Here is a 14,939-nt window from a genome sequence, read left to right as displayed (position 1 = left end):
CCGGCCGACGACGCCGTACCCGCGGCCGTGGTCCTGGCAGGCACCTGTGCCCGCCAGGACCACGGCACACCTTCCGACCCTGCGAAAGGCAGCCGCTCGCCCATGAGCCGTGCCGCACTGCTCCTGCTGGCCGACGGCCGCTTCCCCGCCGGCGGGCACGCCCACTCCGGCGGCGTCGAAGCCGCGGTCGCCCACAAAGCCGTACACGACATCGACAGCCTCGAAGCCTTCTGCCGCGGGCGCCTGCACACCACCGGTCTGACCACGGCCGGCCTGGCTGCCGCGGCCGCCGCCGGATGCGATCCGCTGCTGCTGGACGATGCCGCCGACGCACGCACCCCCGTCCCCGCACTGCGCGCCGTGGCCCGCAGGCTCGGCCGGCAGATGATGCGCGCGGCACGCGCCACCTTCCCGTCCGCCGAACTCGACCGCCTGGCCGCCGAGCGACCCCAGGGTGCCCATCAGCCCATCGTCCAGGGTCTCGCCGCCCGGGCCGCCGGGCTCACCCCGCAGGACGCCGCCTGTGCCGCAGCCTACGAGAGCACCGGCGGCCCGGCCACCGCGGCGGTGCGCCTGCTCAGCCTCGATCCACTCGACGCCTCGCGGCTGCTGGCACGCCTCAGCGCGGAGATCGACACCGTCGCCGCGTCCGCCGCCGACGCGGCGGCCCGCGTGGCGACCGAGGGCCTTGACGCCCTGCCGTCGGCGTCCTCCCCGCTGCTGGACATCACGGGAGAGCAGCACGCCGCCTGGACCGTGCGGCTCTTCGCCTCCTGAACCCACCCCCTGCCTCCTGGAGTTCCCATGCACCTCGATCACCCCGTGACCATGCCCCACCGCCACACCTACAGCGCCGAGCCGCAGCGCACGGACGGCAGCCTCCGCGCCTTCCGCGTCGGCCTGGGTGGTCCCGTCGGTTCCGGCAAGACCGCCAGTGTCGCCGCACTCTGCCGCACCCTGCGCGACGAACTCTCCCTCGCCGTCGTCACCAACGACATCTACACCCGCGAGGACGCCGAGTTCCTGCTGCGCGAGGCCGTGCTGGCACCCGAGCGGATCACCGCGGTGGAGACCGGAGCTTGCCCGCACACCGCGATCCGGGACGACATCTCCGCCAACCTGGAGGCCGTCGAGCACTTCGACGAGACCCTTGACCCCCTCGATCTCGTGCTCATCGAGTCCGGTGGCGACAACCTCACCGCCACCTTCTCCAAGGGCCTCGTCGATGCGCAGATCTTCGTCATCGACGTCTCCAGCGGCGACGACATCCCTCGCAAGGGAGGCCCCGGCATCACCACCGCCGACCTCCTCGTCGTCAACAAGACCGACCTTGCTCCGCACGTCGGTGCCGACCTCGGGACCATGGCCGCCGACGCCAAACGGCAACGTGGCGACCGTCCCGTCGTCTTCACCAGCCTGACCTCCGACGACGGCATCCGCGAGATCGCCGACTGGGTCACCGGGCACCTCACCCGGTGGCGCGCGAAGGCGTCGGCATGAACTCCGGTGCCCAACTCTCCGAACTCAGGTCCCGGTTCGATGCCGCCGGTCCCGCCGCCGGCACCGAGGAAACCTGCGGCCACCCGGACGGCGTGCGTGCCACCGCCCGCATCCGCGCCACGTACAACGGCCGCGTCACCACGCTTCCGCAACTGCGCAGCGACGGCCCGTTCCATCTACGACGCATGCGCACCAGCGGGAAGGCCGCCAGGGTGGGAATCATCGGCGCGATGAGCGCCCCGCTCGGCGGCGACCGACTCGCCCTCGACATCACCGCAGAAGACCGGGCCGAACTGGACGTCACCACGGCCGCCGCCACACTCGCCCTCCGCGGTCCCACCACCGCGCCGGCCACCTACGACGTACGGCTGACCGCCGGGGAGCACGCCCGTCTGCGCTGGCTGCCACAGCCGCTGATCAGCGCCGCCGACAGCAACCTGCAACAGACCTACACCGTCAGCCTCGCCGCCACCTCACGACTGCTGCTGCGCGAGGAGCAAATCCTGGGCAGAGCCAACGAGAAACCGGGCCACCTCGTCAGCCGCATCCGGGTACACCACGCAGGCCGCCCGCTGCTCGACCAACACACCGCCTACGGAGACCCAGCGCCCGGCTGGGACGGCCCCGCGGTCCTGGACGGACACCGCGCCGTCGGCCAACTCCTCGTCGTGGACCCAGAGCTGGACGTCACACGTGCCCCCACCCTGCTCCGCGAAGCGACCAAGGACGGCTGTGCGGTCCTCGCGCCGCTGGCCGGCGGCCCGGCCCTGCTCGCCACCGCTGTCGCACCGACCTCCTCGGCCCTGCGGGAGCTACTCGACGAAGCACTCAGACACGCCCTCGGCGAGTAGTGCAGACGGTCCGCAGCCTCTCGGTGGGCTGCGGACCACATCGCCGGCGGCGAGGGGGAGCGGCCTGGTCTCGGGCACGGCACCGACTCCGGCTTCGGCGCCCTCCGCGTAGGTATCTCGAAGACTGTGCACAACTTGGCTCCAGTGCCTGGGCTGTGGTCGCATGGTGGCGATGCCCTCCAACGAACCTTCCGCAGATTCCAAGGCGCGGGTACCGGCGAGCCGTGCTGCCCAGGACGACCCGGCTGGAGACACAACCGCAGCCAACGCAGGCACTGACAACACGAGCACCGTCGACGAGAAGGAGCACCCGCGGACCGAGCGCAAGCCGCGGCGGATCGTGCGGAGGACCGCGAAGGTGGTCGTCGCGCTGGCCGTCGTTCTTGCGTTTCTCGCGCTCGGGGACCGGTGGGCCGTGCTCTACGCGGAGAACCTGGCGGCGCAGCAGGTACAGAAGGCGCTGAAGCTGCGTGCCGAGCCCGAGGTGCACATCGACAGCTTCCCGTTGATCGGGGAGGTGCTCGCGGGCAACATCGACCATGTCGAGGTCAACGTCCCCGATGTCGAAGCCGGGCCGGTCTCCGTCGCTCAGGTGAAGGGGACGGTGGACGACATCCGGATCGTCGGCAGCCTGCCGTCCTCGGTGAAGGGTGCGGTGCTGAGCCGGGTGCGCGGTGACGTCCTGCTGGACTTCAAGGACCTGAACCGCGAAGTCGGCGCGTCGCAGATCCACTTGATGCCCGGCCCCGAGAAGAACACCGTGCTGGCCGGCGGCGACGTGCCGGTGGGCGACAAGCAGGCCCAGATCCGGGGGCGTGCGCAGTTGCAGCGCACCGGGGACCGCGGCCTGCGCATGACCGTGCAGGACACGCGCGTGGTGGTGCCCGGCCTGCTCACGTACGTACCGGGAAAGGGCGGTGGCTTGCAGCTGACTGCACCCGTCGCCGACAGGATGGACGAAGGCGAGCTGCAACAGACGACCGGGAAGCACGTCCTTCCGCAGCAGATGATGAAGGGCCACGTGCTGGACACCCTCGTGGACCATCCGTCGCTGCTCAAGCCCACCGGCATCGATCCCTCGCTCATCCAGGGCCTGCAAAAGCTCCGGGAGCCGAAGGTCGCACAGAAGATGGAGTTCTCCGCTCAGCTGCCGGACAACCTGCCGGGCGACATTCGGCTGCGCGACATCTCCGTGACGAAGAACGGCATTCGGGCGCAGCTGACCGGCAAGGACGTACCGGTGGGCTAGCGAGTGCGCGCATGGCTGGCGGTAAGGCGTCGAGCTCCTGATCGTCGATCACGTGGTGTGGTGGGGGAACGCGTCTCGTGCCAGCGATCATCAGCGACAGGAGGATCACGGGCCTGCCGGCCAACGTGATCGCATCCACCGTGGTGCGGACCGTGCGGACCGTGCGGACCGTGCGGTCGGACGGCGAGGGCAGGGTGACGATCCGTGCACCGAGCGGTGCAGTGGATGGGGGCAGAGCTATTTCCGGGTCGATCGACCAGCCCTCGCCTCGCCCGGCAGCCCCGCGGCGCCGCCGGGCTGCCATTACAGGTCGAGTTCGGCGACGATGGCAGCGTGGTCGGAAGCCTGGTCGCCGGGTCCGGTCACGGTGTCGAACGGGGTGCCGAACTCGAAAATCCCACGCCGCTCCACCTCGACCTTGTCCACCTTGGCGAACAGCTCCGGCGAGAACATCAGGTAGTCGATCTTGTCGCTGGGGTTCGTGCACTTCCCGTGGGTGCCGGGCGGTCCTTCGTAACTGTCGTGGGTCATCGCGTCCTTCAGGCCGGTGGCCTCGAGGAACGTGAGCGGCGGGCTGCCCGGCGTGTCGTTGAGGTCCCCGGCGACTACGACATGGGCCGAGCGCTCGAGCGCGGCCTGGTAGAGCTGGGCGACGCGCTCGCCCTGGAGCTTGCGTTTGTCGCCGCCTCCGCCGCCGCGCTTGCTCTTGAAGTGGTTCCCGAGGAGCCAGAGCGGTTCGCCATCGATGTCGATCTCGAATTCCGGGCAGTCCCGGCTGAAGATGTCCCGGGAATTCTTCTTGTCGAAGATGTGCGAGCGTACGGAGGTGATCGGGTGCCGGCTGAACAGCCCCACGTCGATGCCGCGAATGTCGTTGCCGTCGATCAGCATGTTGAACGGATACGGTTCCGCTTCGAACTGGCCCGCCATCACCTGTTTGTTGAAGCGGTGCAGGGTGAGCCGGTCCTCGACTTCGACCGTCAGCAGTATGTCGGCGTTCACCTCGGCGATCACCCTGGCGGTGTTTTTGACGGCGTCCCAGCTGAGGTCGTCCTTGACCAGTTCGGCCCAGCCGACCCAGGCGGACCGTCCCGTGGCCTCGGCCCTGACCTCGATGTTCCTGCCCTCGCCCTGGAGCAGCCGGGCCCGTCCGCGCGGCTCGTTCATCAGGATCGTCTGGGTGGAGATTTCCTGGGAGACATCGACGCTGTGCTTCTTGAGAAGCTCGATGATCTTTGTTCTGTCGTTGGCCGTATACGTGTCGTGATCGAGGATTTCGACAAGTTTCCTGAAGTCCTCGAGCACGGCGTCGCGTATAGGGTCGTTTCCGCTACCGAAGACGATGGGCCTCCGGAAGAGGTTTTCGCAGTTGAAAGTGGCTATGCGGATGCTCATGGCCCCTCCTTGCACACTTCCGATTCTCCGGCGGCGGGCCATGGCTGTCGAACGGAGCAGGGCCGCTCCCGGGGCGGGGGAGCAGCCCTGGGGCGTCAGCAGCGGAGCGGGCCCTCACGACGGTAGTCCGCCGTCCCGTCGGGCGATGATCGCCGAAGGCGACATCCACCGATCCTTCTGACCCGGACATACGCGCTGCGGATGACGGCCGGACACAAGGCCCCGGGGGCGGCCCTCAGACCGCAGGCACAGGAGACTGCGCGGGTGAGCAACCCGTCGAACGGACACTGGGTTGGATCACGAAGGCCCGGCGCAACGTCCGCGACCACGAACGTCTCCCGCAGCACTCCGAAGCGCATCTGACCTGGGCACTCATCACCCTCATGACCCTCACTACCCTCATGACCCGCAGGCTCACCCGCCGCGGTCCACGCTAGGACTGGTCGAAGAAGCACTGACCCGCTTCGGCAGCCCCGCCTCAAAGTCGGACCGGATCCCACGCTGAGCTCAACCACGGTGCGGGGAGCCGTCCCACCCGTTCACTCCTGTCTGCGGCGCAGACTGTTGATTCGGGCCAGCACGTCCTCGACATGGGTCGGACCTGGGACTTCAGCTCATTGCTCCACGTCTCGTCCTGGTAATGGCACGTGAGATACAGGTTCCTTGCGTGCTCCAGGACAGAGCGGTGCTGCGGGGGCAGACGAGCGAGAGCCCAGTCGGCAGCGGCATCCTTCGGTTTGAGCTCGCCGGTGGCGAGAGTGGTCCAAATACGCGCGAGGGTCAGCAGGACATTGCGGGTGTCCGTATCCAGCTCGGCCAGGAGTTCCGGGACGCCCGCGACGCTCGTCTGGACGAGGTCGGAATGCGGCACCAGGTCGAGCACCTCGGCGGGCCGCGGGCCCGTCAGGGGGCGGTCACCCGCCAGGACCATCGTGATCACCAGGGCCAGGTCCGGCATCGGACCAGGCTGCGGAATCCCGCCCGCCACGAAGTCCTCACGCAGCCACTCGCCAAAGAGGAAGTCCCCCGTCGGCGGGAACCTCCAGGGCCGGACCTCGGACTGGACAGCGACGAGGAGTTCGACCGGCCGGACTCCGGAGGTCAAGCCGGAGATCTGCAGGAGCCCCTCCAGCAGTGAATGCCGCTGACGGTCTCCCAGACTCCTGCGTGTCACGGCCAGGACGTCCAAGTCGCTGGCCGGGGCAAGGCCCCCGAGCACGGCAGACCCGTGCAGGTACATGCCGACAAGGTCGGGTCCCACCGTGTCGCGGACGAGTTCGACGGTCCGCCCAAGCTGATCCATCACGTCAGTGTCATACACGCCCATTCCGGCGGGGCGCGGGCGGGCCGGCAGCGACCACCCCAGCCCCTGAGCGGGACACACCGACCCACACGACCCACAGAGAGCCCTCTTACAGACCGCACGAGCAGCCTTTGCGCGAATCCCGGCCGTGCACCCGTCCCGAGGGCGGGGCGGGGCCGGAGGGACGGCCGTCCGCTGCCCCGACGACCGGGCCGTGGGGGAGAATAGTGTCGGACAACTGCTGGCACGGGTGGGGGTATTGGTGCGACCGCTGGCGAAGAACGATCCGCAGCAGATCGGTCCGTTCCGGATCATCGGGCTGCTCGGTGGCGGCGGTATGGGACGGGTCTATCTCGGCCGCGCGGCGGACGGGCGGCCGGTGGCGGTGAAGACCGCGCGCTCCGAACTCGCCGACGACCGGGGCTTCCGCGCTCGTTTCGCCCGTGAGGTATCCGCGGCCCAGCAGGTGGGCGGACCGTTCGTGGCGCCGGTGGTCGATGCCGCGCCACACGACGACGTGCCCTGGATGGCGACCGAGTACGTGCCGGGTGTCTCGCTCACCGATGCCGTGCACGACTGCGGGCCGCTGCCCGAGCACGCGGTGCGGCTGCTGACGGCCGGCCTGCTGCACGCCCTGACGGCGGTACACGCGCACGGGCTGGTGCACCGCGACCTCAAGCCGTCGAACATCCTGCTCACCGCCGAGGGCCCGCGCGTGATCGACTTCGGCATCGCGCACTCCGCCGCGGACACCGCCCTGACGACGACCGGCACCGCCCTCGGCACCCCGGGGTTCATGGCGCCCGAGCAACTCGTCATGACCGGCCCCAAGGTCACGGGCGCGGCGGACGTGTTCGCGCTGGGCGGGGTGATCGTGTACGCGGCGACGGGCGGCGGCCCCTACGGGAACGCCGATCCGCAGGTCCTCATGTACCGCACCGTGCACGAGGAGCCTCGGCTCGACGAACTCGCGGACTTCCTACGCGAGTTGGCGGCGACATGCCTGGCGAAGGATCCGGAGCGGCGGCCCGCTCTGCCCGCTCTCATGGCACGGGTGGGCGCACCGGGCCCCTACGGCGACTGGCTGCCGGAGCCCGTCGCCGTACAGCTGCGCAGTCTGTCCGCGCAGCTCAGCGACCCCAGGTCCCCGGACATGTTCGCGCCGCGGACCCCGGCCGAGGGGCCCGCCGACGTCCCCTACGACCGGCTGCCGACCCGTACGACGGCGGACGGCGCACCGCCCCCGCCGTCGTACGACGTACCGCCGCCCGCAGGCACCCCCACGCCTCCGCAGCCCGCCACTGCGCCCCCGGGCCAGTACGGCCCAGCCCTCGCCACTCCGTCCCCGGACGGGTACGGCCCAGCCCTCGCCACTCCGTCCCCGGACGGGTACGGCCCAGCCCTCGCCACTCCGCCGCAGGAGCGCCACGGCCCCGCTCCGTCACCGGGGCCGCACGCCGTCCCGTCGGGTTGGCCTCCTGGGCAGACCGCGTCCCCTGGCCGGCCCGCGTCCCCGGGGCCGAGCCGGCGCCGTGTGCTCGCCGCGCTGTCCGTCGTCGGGGTCGGAGCCGGTGGCGGGGCATTGGCCTGGGTGCTTCAGCCGGACGGCGGGGACGGCGGCAGCACGAGCGCCGGGGGCAAGCCCGGCGGCAGCGGGAAGCCGTCCGGAGGCTCCAAGCCGGGTGGGAACCCTTCGGCCATCGGGACCCCGTCCAACCGGTTGCCGAAGGAGATACGCGACAAGGGCATCGTCACCATCGGCTCGGACATCGCCTACGAGCCCATGGAGTTCGTCAGGGACGGCAAGCCCGCCGGTCTCGACGTCGACCTCGCGAACGCCCTCTGCCGTGAGCTGGGCCTGCGCGTCAAGTTCGTGAACGCCGTCTTCGACACCCTCCTCACCGGCCTGCATGCGAACCGCTTCGACCTGGTCATGTCGGCGATGACCGACACCAAGGACCGTCAGGAAGGGCGCACGGACGGCACGAAGACCGGCAGCGGCGGCGTCGACCTGGTCGACTATTTCCAGTCCGGGCTGGTGCTCGTCGTCCGCAAGGGCAACCCGGAGGACATCAAGGCCCCCCGAGACCTGGCCGGCAGGAAGGTCGCCGTCCAGCGCGGCACGGTCGCCCGTGACCTCCTGGACCAGCTGAACCGGCAGGTCCCCCAGAAGTTGAAGATCCGGGCGTTCGACTCACCGGAGGACGTCTACGACGATGTCGCCAAGGGCCGGTCCACGGTCTGCCTCGACGACTTCCCGGTCGCGGCCCACAACGCCGCGACCCGCGCAGGCGGCACCGCCCTCGAACTCAGCGGTGAGCAGCTAGAACCCCTTCTCTACGGTATAGCGGTCGCCAAGACGAACACGGCTCTGCGCGACGCCGTACGGGAAGCTCTCGACCGCCTCATCAGGAACGGCGAATACGCGAAGATCCTCAAGAAGTGGCACGTCGAGGACGGCGCGGTGGAGCGGGCGGTCGTCAACGAGGGCTCGTAGGGCAGCCGGGCGCCGCTCGGGGGAGGGGGAGCGTAGCGGAGATGCGGCCGCCGGGAAGTGTTCAGCCGGCCCCTGACCTGGCAGCTAGTGCAGAGCGGTCGACACCTACGGTGTAACTGGCCTGTCAGGCCTTCCTGGCCTGCCCGGCCCGCCCCGGACAAAGGAGACACCCGTGCCCGACGTCGCCGTCCCCGCCGAGCGCCCTGCCGTTCTGCACTACGCCGAGCACGGCCAGGGCACCCCCGTGGTTCTGGTCCACGGTGCAGGAGGGAGCGGCGCCACCAGTTGGGGCAGCCTCCCCGAACACCTGGCCTCGCACCACCGGGTCCTCCTGGTCGACAATCCGGGTTCGGGCGGCAGCGCCCTGCCCGAGGGCCCCCTCCAGCTGGACACCCTCGCCGACAGCATTGCCCTGACAGCCGCACAGGCCGGACTCGAACGCTATGCGGTCGTCGGATACTCCATGGGCAGCGCCATCGCCGTACGTCATGCCGTCCGCCATCCTGGCGAGGTCACCGCGCTGGCCCTGCTGACCGGCTTCGCCCGCCCCGACACCCGGCTGCGTCTGGCCCTGCACAACTGGCAACAACTGATGGACGCCGAGCCCGCCTTGCTGGGCCGGTACCTCCTTCAGCTCTCCTGCGGCCCGGCCGCGCTCGACCAGTTGGACACCGCGGACCTCGACCGCCTGGCGAGGGAGACCGCTGCCGCTCTGCCGCCCGGCACGCGCCAGCACATCGACCTCGCCCTACGCATCGACGTCCGGGCCGAACTACGAGAGCTCAGCGTCCCCACCCTCGTGATCGCCGCGGCCAACGACATCCTCGTCACCCCGGACCACTCCGCCGCTCTCGCACAGGGCATCACAGGAGCCCGTCTGACACAGGTGATGTCCGGGCACGATGCGCCGACGGAGCAGCCGATGGCCGTCTCCAACCACCTCCGCAGCCTGCTGAACGGATAGGGAGGCGGGTCGGGCGCCTCACGGTTGCCGGACCGGACAGGTGACGAACGAGGGCCACTCCAACAAGGAGACGAGCCAGTGCCTCGCCCAACACCCCTGGTATCGAGGCGGGTTGACGTCAGGAAGCCACTCGGTCAGCCGGCCCCCTTGCTCCCTCGCCCCGGGAGCGCGTACGGAGGATGCGGCAGCACCGGCTCCACCGTGCCCGTACGGCAGTCACCGGGCGGCGCGCCCTCCGCTGCCCGGCGTCGGTGGATCGACGCCCTAGGCTGCCACCCGGCACCCGCCTCAACCCAGGAGCGCACATCATGTCCGACCACGCCCCGAAGCACCCGTATCCCGACGCTTTGCGACCCGACGAAGCACCTGCGCCGCACGCACTGCTCACGCCGGTGATCGGGCTCCTGGGCACCTGGTTCGGCCGGGGCCGTGGCGGGTACCCCACGCTGGCCGAGGAGTTCACGTACGCGCAGGAGGTCACCTTCAGCCACGACGGGCGCCCCTTCCTCCACTACGAGGCGCGCGCCTGGCTGCTCGATGCGGACGACACCCCGCTGCGGCCGTCGGCCCGGGAGAGCGGCTGGTGGCGGCTACAGCCCGATGGGCGGGTGGAGGCATTGATCACCCAGCCCACCGGCATCGCGGAGATCTCGGTCGGCCGTGCCGGCGAGGGAGTGGTCGACCTCACCACCCATGAGGTGGCTCTCGCCCCCACCGCCAAGGAGGTCAACGCCACCCACCGCCGCTACACCCTGACCGACGAGTACACGCTCACCTTCGTCCACGATCTCGCGGCGGTCGGTCAGCCACTGCAACACCACCTTTCGGCCCAACTGCGGCGCGGGGCCGGCAGCTAGGTGGCGCCAGGGGGGCACATACGTCGTGAGGGCCTGCCGGAGTGGGTCTGCCGGTGTGGGGCTTCCGGGCCAGGTCTGTCGGTGCGGGTCTGCGGGTCTGCAGGTGTGGGCCTGCCTGCCGCACCGGCATCGGCTTCAGGACGGGAATGATGCAGAGACCGCCGCCCCCTTCCCGTCAGCCGAGCCGCAATCGCATCGGCATCCGCATCCTTATCCGCATCCGTACGAGCCTTCCTGCGCGCCGGGGCTCTGTCGCCCCGCCTCGCCCCCGCTCCGCCCCGCCGTGCAAGAACTCAGCAACGGTCGGCCCAGCCAGGCTCCCGACGGCGGGGTTTCAGCTTCCAGAGGCCACGGCGGACGTCAACGTGCGTAGTAGCCGCCGCCGTTCAGCTGCTCGGTCAGCATCGGCGGCTCCAAGCCAGCCGCATGGGGGAGAAGTCGGGAATGGGCGCGAAGTACTTGGTCTCGCCGGGCGGTGGTCGTCGTGCTTACTCGGGCACGCTGCTCGCGATGGAGAATCTCGCCCCCAAGCTGCGTGGAGCCGGAGCCGGAGCCGATGCGGTAGCTGCTAGCTGCCCACCCCTGAGGGACCGTTTGCGACGGGTGTTCAGTAGGTGTCGGTGGCAAAGCTGTCGCCGGTCAGGGGTGGGCGGTGCAGGTCGGCCGATGCGGGCGCTGCATACCCTGTCCAGCTAGACGCGGTGGCCGGCGCCCGCGTGGCCGTAGGCGCCAGCGTTGCATTTCCTGACAGTCGGCCGGCACCGTCTCCTTTGCAATCAGGCTGGCCAGGTTATGCAGTCCGCTGTCAAAGACTCCGGCGACGACGCCTTCCGCGTCCGCGGCAGGGATTCCCGACGGCTGGAACTCGGCCTGCCACACGATCTCGCTCGTGGTCCAGCCGCTGGCGGTGCGTGGAGCTGCAGGTGTGGCGATAGTCGTGGTGGCATGCTCATGGCGTTGCCTGCGTGGCGGTATCGCGGGGCGCAGGGAGTTGCCAGGCCATTGTGCTCTCCCCGTGGCCGGCGCTCACTCGCTGCGTGCCGTCGGGCTCAAGATCGAGCCGGTAGGCCTCCGGCTCGCCGGCGTCCCGCCAGCGCAGGGCTGTCTGGTGGACCTCGGTCCAGATGTCCCGCGGGCCAGCGGGGCATGACCGCCCATGCGCCGGAGCCGTCCGGGCTGCCAGCCATCCAGGAACCGCAGTTTGGCGCGCCGATCACCAGGTCGTTGACGCCCCTGTGCTGCACCAAGCCCGAGTGCAACGCGTCCAGCGCGAGCCAGAAACCGCGGGCCTCCTCCAGTGGCGGCACTTCAGAAGACCGGAACCGTCGGACCTCCGCGCCGCCCTCGGTGCGCCGGGCCGCGATGCGCTCGCGGAACGCGGGGGAGAGGAAGACCTGCTTGCGGCCGTGCGCCGCCCGGTGGGCGAACTCCACCGCCCGCAGGTGCGAGGAGATCCGCCCGTCCGGGCCCCTGGAGACCACTGCCAGCGCGGGCCACGACGGCGAGTCCGTCGTGATGTGCATCAACAGAACGCCCCCAGAACCGAGTTGATCGACCAGCGCCTCTGGCGCGGACGGGAGCGCGAAGGAGACAAAGATCCGGTCGTACGGCGCGCCTTCCGGCCAGCCGGACTCTCCGGTGCCGCTCACCACAGCGGGCCGGAACCCGAGAGCGCCGATCCGCGCCTGGGCGGCGACCGCGACGTTCGGGTCCCGGTCGAGGGTGACCACCGTCGTGTCTCCGCAGACGTGACAGGCCACCGCCGCGGTCACCCCAGCACCGGTGCCGACATCGAGCACCCTCCGCCCGGGCCGCAGGTCCAGCTCTTCCAGTACGGATGCGGTCAGGCCCATCACGGTGGACATGGATGTGATCGCCCCGCCGGAACGGGCCCCGGCCGGCCCACCAAGGGTTCCCCGTCGTGCTGAATCAGCACGCTCTCGCCGCCGTACAGCACCGCGGGCAGCTCCTCACGGTGCAGCTCCTCACGGTGCAGTTCCTGGTTCCAGGTCTTGATCGCGTCGGGGGCAGGAGCGGGGCGACGGGGGGTGGAGGTATTCGTGCTCGACGAGGTGGAGCGCGGCGGTTCCGGTGTGGTCGGGGAAGAGGCGGGTGAGGTGTTCGTGGATGTCATCGGGGGCGGCGTCCTCGGCGTCGAGGAGCCGTCGGGCGAGGATCTCGCGGTCCCACACGTCGACGCCGAAGACGACAGGGTCACGTGCGGCGTGGAGGCCATGGCGGCTGCTGTGTAGGGGCCGATGCCCTTGATCTGCTGGAAGAGTTCGACGAGGTTGTCAGCGGCTGCCAGGTCCTCGGGGTGGTGGTCGCGGAAGAATCAGCGTCGGCACCATGATCCGCGACGGCTACGGTGACCCCGACTCCTGCCATGCCCTGTACTCCGCACTGCCACGTCCGGAGTGCACCGAACCGGAATGTCGACCCTGCCGACCGGCAACCGAAGACGCCTACCCGCCCGCGCCCGGCGTGGCCACCCTCGATATCGGCCCACCCGGCATGCTGGGCTTCCACTGACGGGGCGCGGGCCGGACCGGTCTACTAGCCGACTGGCCTACTGGCGGGAGCGGCGCGCGGCCTGGACGCTCTGCTCAAGCTCAGCCATGAGGTCGACGGCATGCTGTGGCGTCGGCAGCTCCGGCACTTCGCTTCCCACAATCTTGGCAGCCACCAGTTGCTCCAGCGCGTGCCCGTATACGTCCTCCATCTGCTGCATCTCGACGCCGGTGAGTTCGGACAGGAGCAGCTCGGCGAGCTGCAGCTCCCTATCGGAGACCGGTGCCGACGGGCCCAGGTCTCCGGGCTCGCGCACCTCGTCGCGCCACATCAGGGTCTGCAGCACGATCACTCCGTGTCGGGGGCGCAGCACCGCGAGTCTTTCGCGCTGGCGGAGGGCGATTTTGCAGAGGCCCACGTAGCCGGTGCGCGAGGGCCTCGGTCAGCAACACGTACGGGCGGTCCGCGGCCGCCCCGTCGGGCGCCGCGTAGTAGGCGCGGTCGTAGCTGATCGGGTCGATGTCGGCCCCGGGACGAAGCCGAGGACTTCCGCCACGTGCCGTGTGGGCCGGGGAAGGCGATTCGAGGTCTTCGTCGGTGATCAGCACCAGCCGCCCGTCCGGCAGCTCCGCCGCCCGCCCGACGTCCCCGTACGGGATGTCCTCCTGCGTGCCTTCCACCTCGCAGACGCGCTTGTGACGGGTCCTCCCGCCGTCTCGGTGGTGAATCTCCCTGAACCGCCCGCGATGGGACTCGGTCGCAGAGACGAGACGTACGGGCAAGACCACCATGCCGAAGGTGACGGCGCCTCGCCAGACGGTCCGCATCGGCGAGTGTGGCTTCCATGCTCATGAGCCTCCGGTGGCCGGTGGCGGGCCGCACTGCGGACCACCCCGCGAAGCGGCAGGCGGGCCTCGGCGGGGCGAGTGCCCGTGGTCAGCTATGGCTGGTGGCGCCGGCGACGCATGCCAGGTACCCGGCGGTCGGCGCGGGGATCGGTTGGGCGCCCGTACGCTGCGACAAGCCACGCCACCGGCTGGGTCCCGCCCCCCGGGCGTCGTAGCAGAACTCGCTGTGCCGCCCCTGCCACCGAACGTGCCGACTGCCGGGGGGCGGCGCCCGGCGGTGCCCCCGGCGGCATGAGGGATGCCCGGGACAGGGAATCCCGGGCACCGGCGCGCTTGGACGGACAGGAAGCGACGGTCGTCAGTAGCCGCCAAGGCCAATGATGATCACGTAACCACCAAGGCCGTAACCGTAGTCGTAGTAGTCGCCGTAACCACGACCATGGTCGTGGTAGTAGCCCCAGTCATGCCCGTCGTCGTGGCTGGAGTAGCTGACCGGTGCGTGTGTCGGGGTGGCGGACGCCGTCCCGGCTGTGGCAACCGCGGCGCCACCTGCCAGCAGGAGGCCTCCTGCGGTCAGAGCGATGGCTCGCGTCAAACGATTGGTGGACATAGGTCCACACCTTCTTCAGGCTAGGGAACTTGCGGCCCGCCACCTGACGATGAGTCTCCGCAGGGGACGGGAAGTTCGGGAGCTGCCCCTGGGTAAACCGACTCCTGACGGTCATGCCATGGACAGGGTCGGATATGTCGCCTAGGTACCTTTTACGTAGACCTTACACCTGCACCGGAGCGCGCCCAAAGGTGCGGTAGGGGGAATTGGGTGCATGGGGCAAGGAAATGCATGAAGGGTCGCGTCGAGCTGCCTCCAGCCGTTGCTCGCCCCGGTAGTGATGTACAGAGGGAGGCCGATCCGCAGCCCCGCGAGGTCGCGCACCACTGCCCGGTTATCCGCCGGCAAGGCGTA

12 protein-coding genes and 1 pseudogene are annotated in these 14,939 nt (G+C 70.0%); 8 read left to right on the top strand and 5 right to left on the bottom strand.

Translation table 11 applies throughout. The features are described 5' to 3' along the window. Positions 1 to 102: 102 nt before the first annotated feature. From STRNI_RS01475 to STRNI_RS01460, 4 genes are all read left to right on the top strand, one after another. Entirely contained in the window at positions 103 to 777 is a 675-nt protein-coding gene (locus STRNI_RS01475) for an urease accessory protein UreF (protein WP_266447182.1), read from the top strand. A gap of 27 nt (positions 778 to 804) precedes the next feature. Continuing rightward, a complete protein-coding gene (gene ureG, locus STRNI_RS01470) occupies positions 805 to 1,500 on the top strand; it encodes an urease accessory protein UreG (protein ID WP_018093168.1) in 696 nt (231 codons plus the stop codon). Next, positions 1,497 to 2,351 (top strand): urease accessory protein UreD, encoded by an 855-nt coding sequence (locus tag STRNI_RS01465; RefSeq protein WP_277410328.1) that lies wholly within the window; start codon positions 1,497 to 1,499, stop codon positions 2,349 to 2,351. Before ureG ends, STRNI_RS01465 begins: the two co-directional genes overlap by 4 nt. Before the next feature lie 172 nt (positions 2,352 to 2,523). Continuing rightward, positions 2,524 to 3,600: an LmeA family phospholipid-binding protein gene (locus STRNI_RS01460; protein WP_277410327.1), complete on the top strand. Its 1,077-nt coding sequence runs from the start codon at positions 2,524 to 2,526 to the stop codon at positions 3,598 to 3,600. A 303-nt stretch (positions 3,601 to 3,903) separates the two neighbouring features. On the opposite strand, the gene STRNI_RS01455 is transcribed toward STRNI_RS01460, so the two are convergent. Both STRNI_RS01455 and STRNI_RS01450 read right to left on the bottom strand, forming a co-directional pair. Then, positions 3,904 to 4,995: an endonuclease/exonuclease/phosphatase family protein gene (locus STRNI_RS01455; protein ID WP_277410326.1), complete on the bottom strand. Its 1,092-nt coding sequence runs from the start codon at positions 4,993 to 4,995 to the stop codon at positions 3,904 to 3,906. Positions 4,996 to 5,473: 478 nt separating this feature from the next. After that, on the bottom strand, positions 5,474 to 6,298 hold the full coding sequence (locus STRNI_RS01450; RefSeq protein WP_277410325.1) for an aminoglycoside adenylyltransferase domain-containing protein: 825 nt from the start codon (positions 6,296 to 6,298) through the stop codon (positions 5,474 to 5,476). A 214-nt stretch (positions 6,299 to 6,512) separates the two neighbouring features. Here STRNI_RS01450 and STRNI_RS01445 point away from each other — a divergent pair, with 214 nt between their 5' ends. The 3 genes from STRNI_RS01445 to STRNI_RS01435 all read left to right on the top strand — a co-directional run bounded on the left by STRNI_RS01445 (position 6,513) and on the right by STRNI_RS01435 (position 10,616). Continuing rightward, positions 6,513 to 8,795: a protein kinase domain-containing protein gene (locus STRNI_RS01445; RefSeq protein ID WP_277410324.1), complete on the top strand. Its 2,283-nt coding sequence runs from the start codon at positions 6,513 to 6,515 to the stop codon at positions 8,793 to 8,795. A gap of 172 nt (positions 8,796 to 8,967) precedes the next feature. Next, a complete protein-coding gene (locus STRNI_RS01440) occupies positions 8,968 to 9,759 on the top strand; it encodes an alpha/beta fold hydrolase (protein WP_277410323.1) in 792 nt (263 codons plus the stop codon). A gap of 308 nt (positions 9,760 to 10,067) precedes the next feature. Next, on the top strand, positions 10,068 to 10,616 hold the full coding sequence (locus tag STRNI_RS01435) for a nitrobindin family protein (RefSeq protein ID WP_277410322.1): 549 nt from the start codon (positions 10,068 to 10,070) through the stop codon (positions 10,614 to 10,616). A 1,049-nt stretch (positions 10,617 to 11,665) separates the two neighbouring features. Here STRNI_RS01435 and STRNI_RS01430 read toward each other — a convergent pair. Continuing rightward, positions 11,666 to 12,481, bottom strand: a complete 816-nt coding sequence (locus tag STRNI_RS01430; RefSeq protein ID WP_266447094.1) for a protein-L-isoaspartate O-methyltransferase family protein — start codon at positions 12,479 to 12,481, stop codon at positions 11,666 to 11,668. A gap of 195 nt (positions 12,482 to 12,676) precedes the next feature. Between STRNI_RS01430 and STRNI_RS01425 the strand changes: the two genes are divergently transcribed. Then, positions 12,677 to 12,868 carry a hypothetical protein gene (locus STRNI_RS01425; RefSeq protein WP_266447097.1) on the top strand — a complete coding sequence of 64 codons (192 nt, stop codon included), beginning with the start codon at positions 12,677 to 12,679 and terminating at the stop codon, positions 12,866 to 12,868. Positions 12,869 to 13,185: 317 nt separating this feature from the next. On the opposite strand, the pseudogene ku reads toward STRNI_RS01425, so the two are convergent. Then, positions 13,186 to 13,918: pseudogene (gene ku, locus STRNI_RS41280) on the bottom strand (non-homologous end joining protein Ku). A 415-nt stretch (positions 13,919 to 14,333) separates the two neighbouring features. Further along, the gene (locus STRNI_RS01415) at positions 14,334 to 14,585 is read right to left on the bottom strand and encodes a hypothetical protein (protein WP_018093598.1); all 252 of its coding nucleotides are present in this window, start codon (positions 14,583 to 14,585) and stop codon (positions 14,334 to 14,336) included. Positions 14,586 to 14,939 lie beyond the last annotated feature (354 nt).

Origin of the sequence: Streptomyces nigrescens (genome assembly GCF_027626975.1) — a bacterium.
GTDB classification, from domain to species: domain Bacteria; phylum Actinomycetota; class Actinomycetes; order Streptomycetales; family Streptomycetaceae; genus Streptomyces; species Streptomyces nigrescens.
The sequence above is the reverse complement of the archived record's forward strand: the minus strand, read 5'-3'. Positions and strand labels throughout refer to the sequence as shown.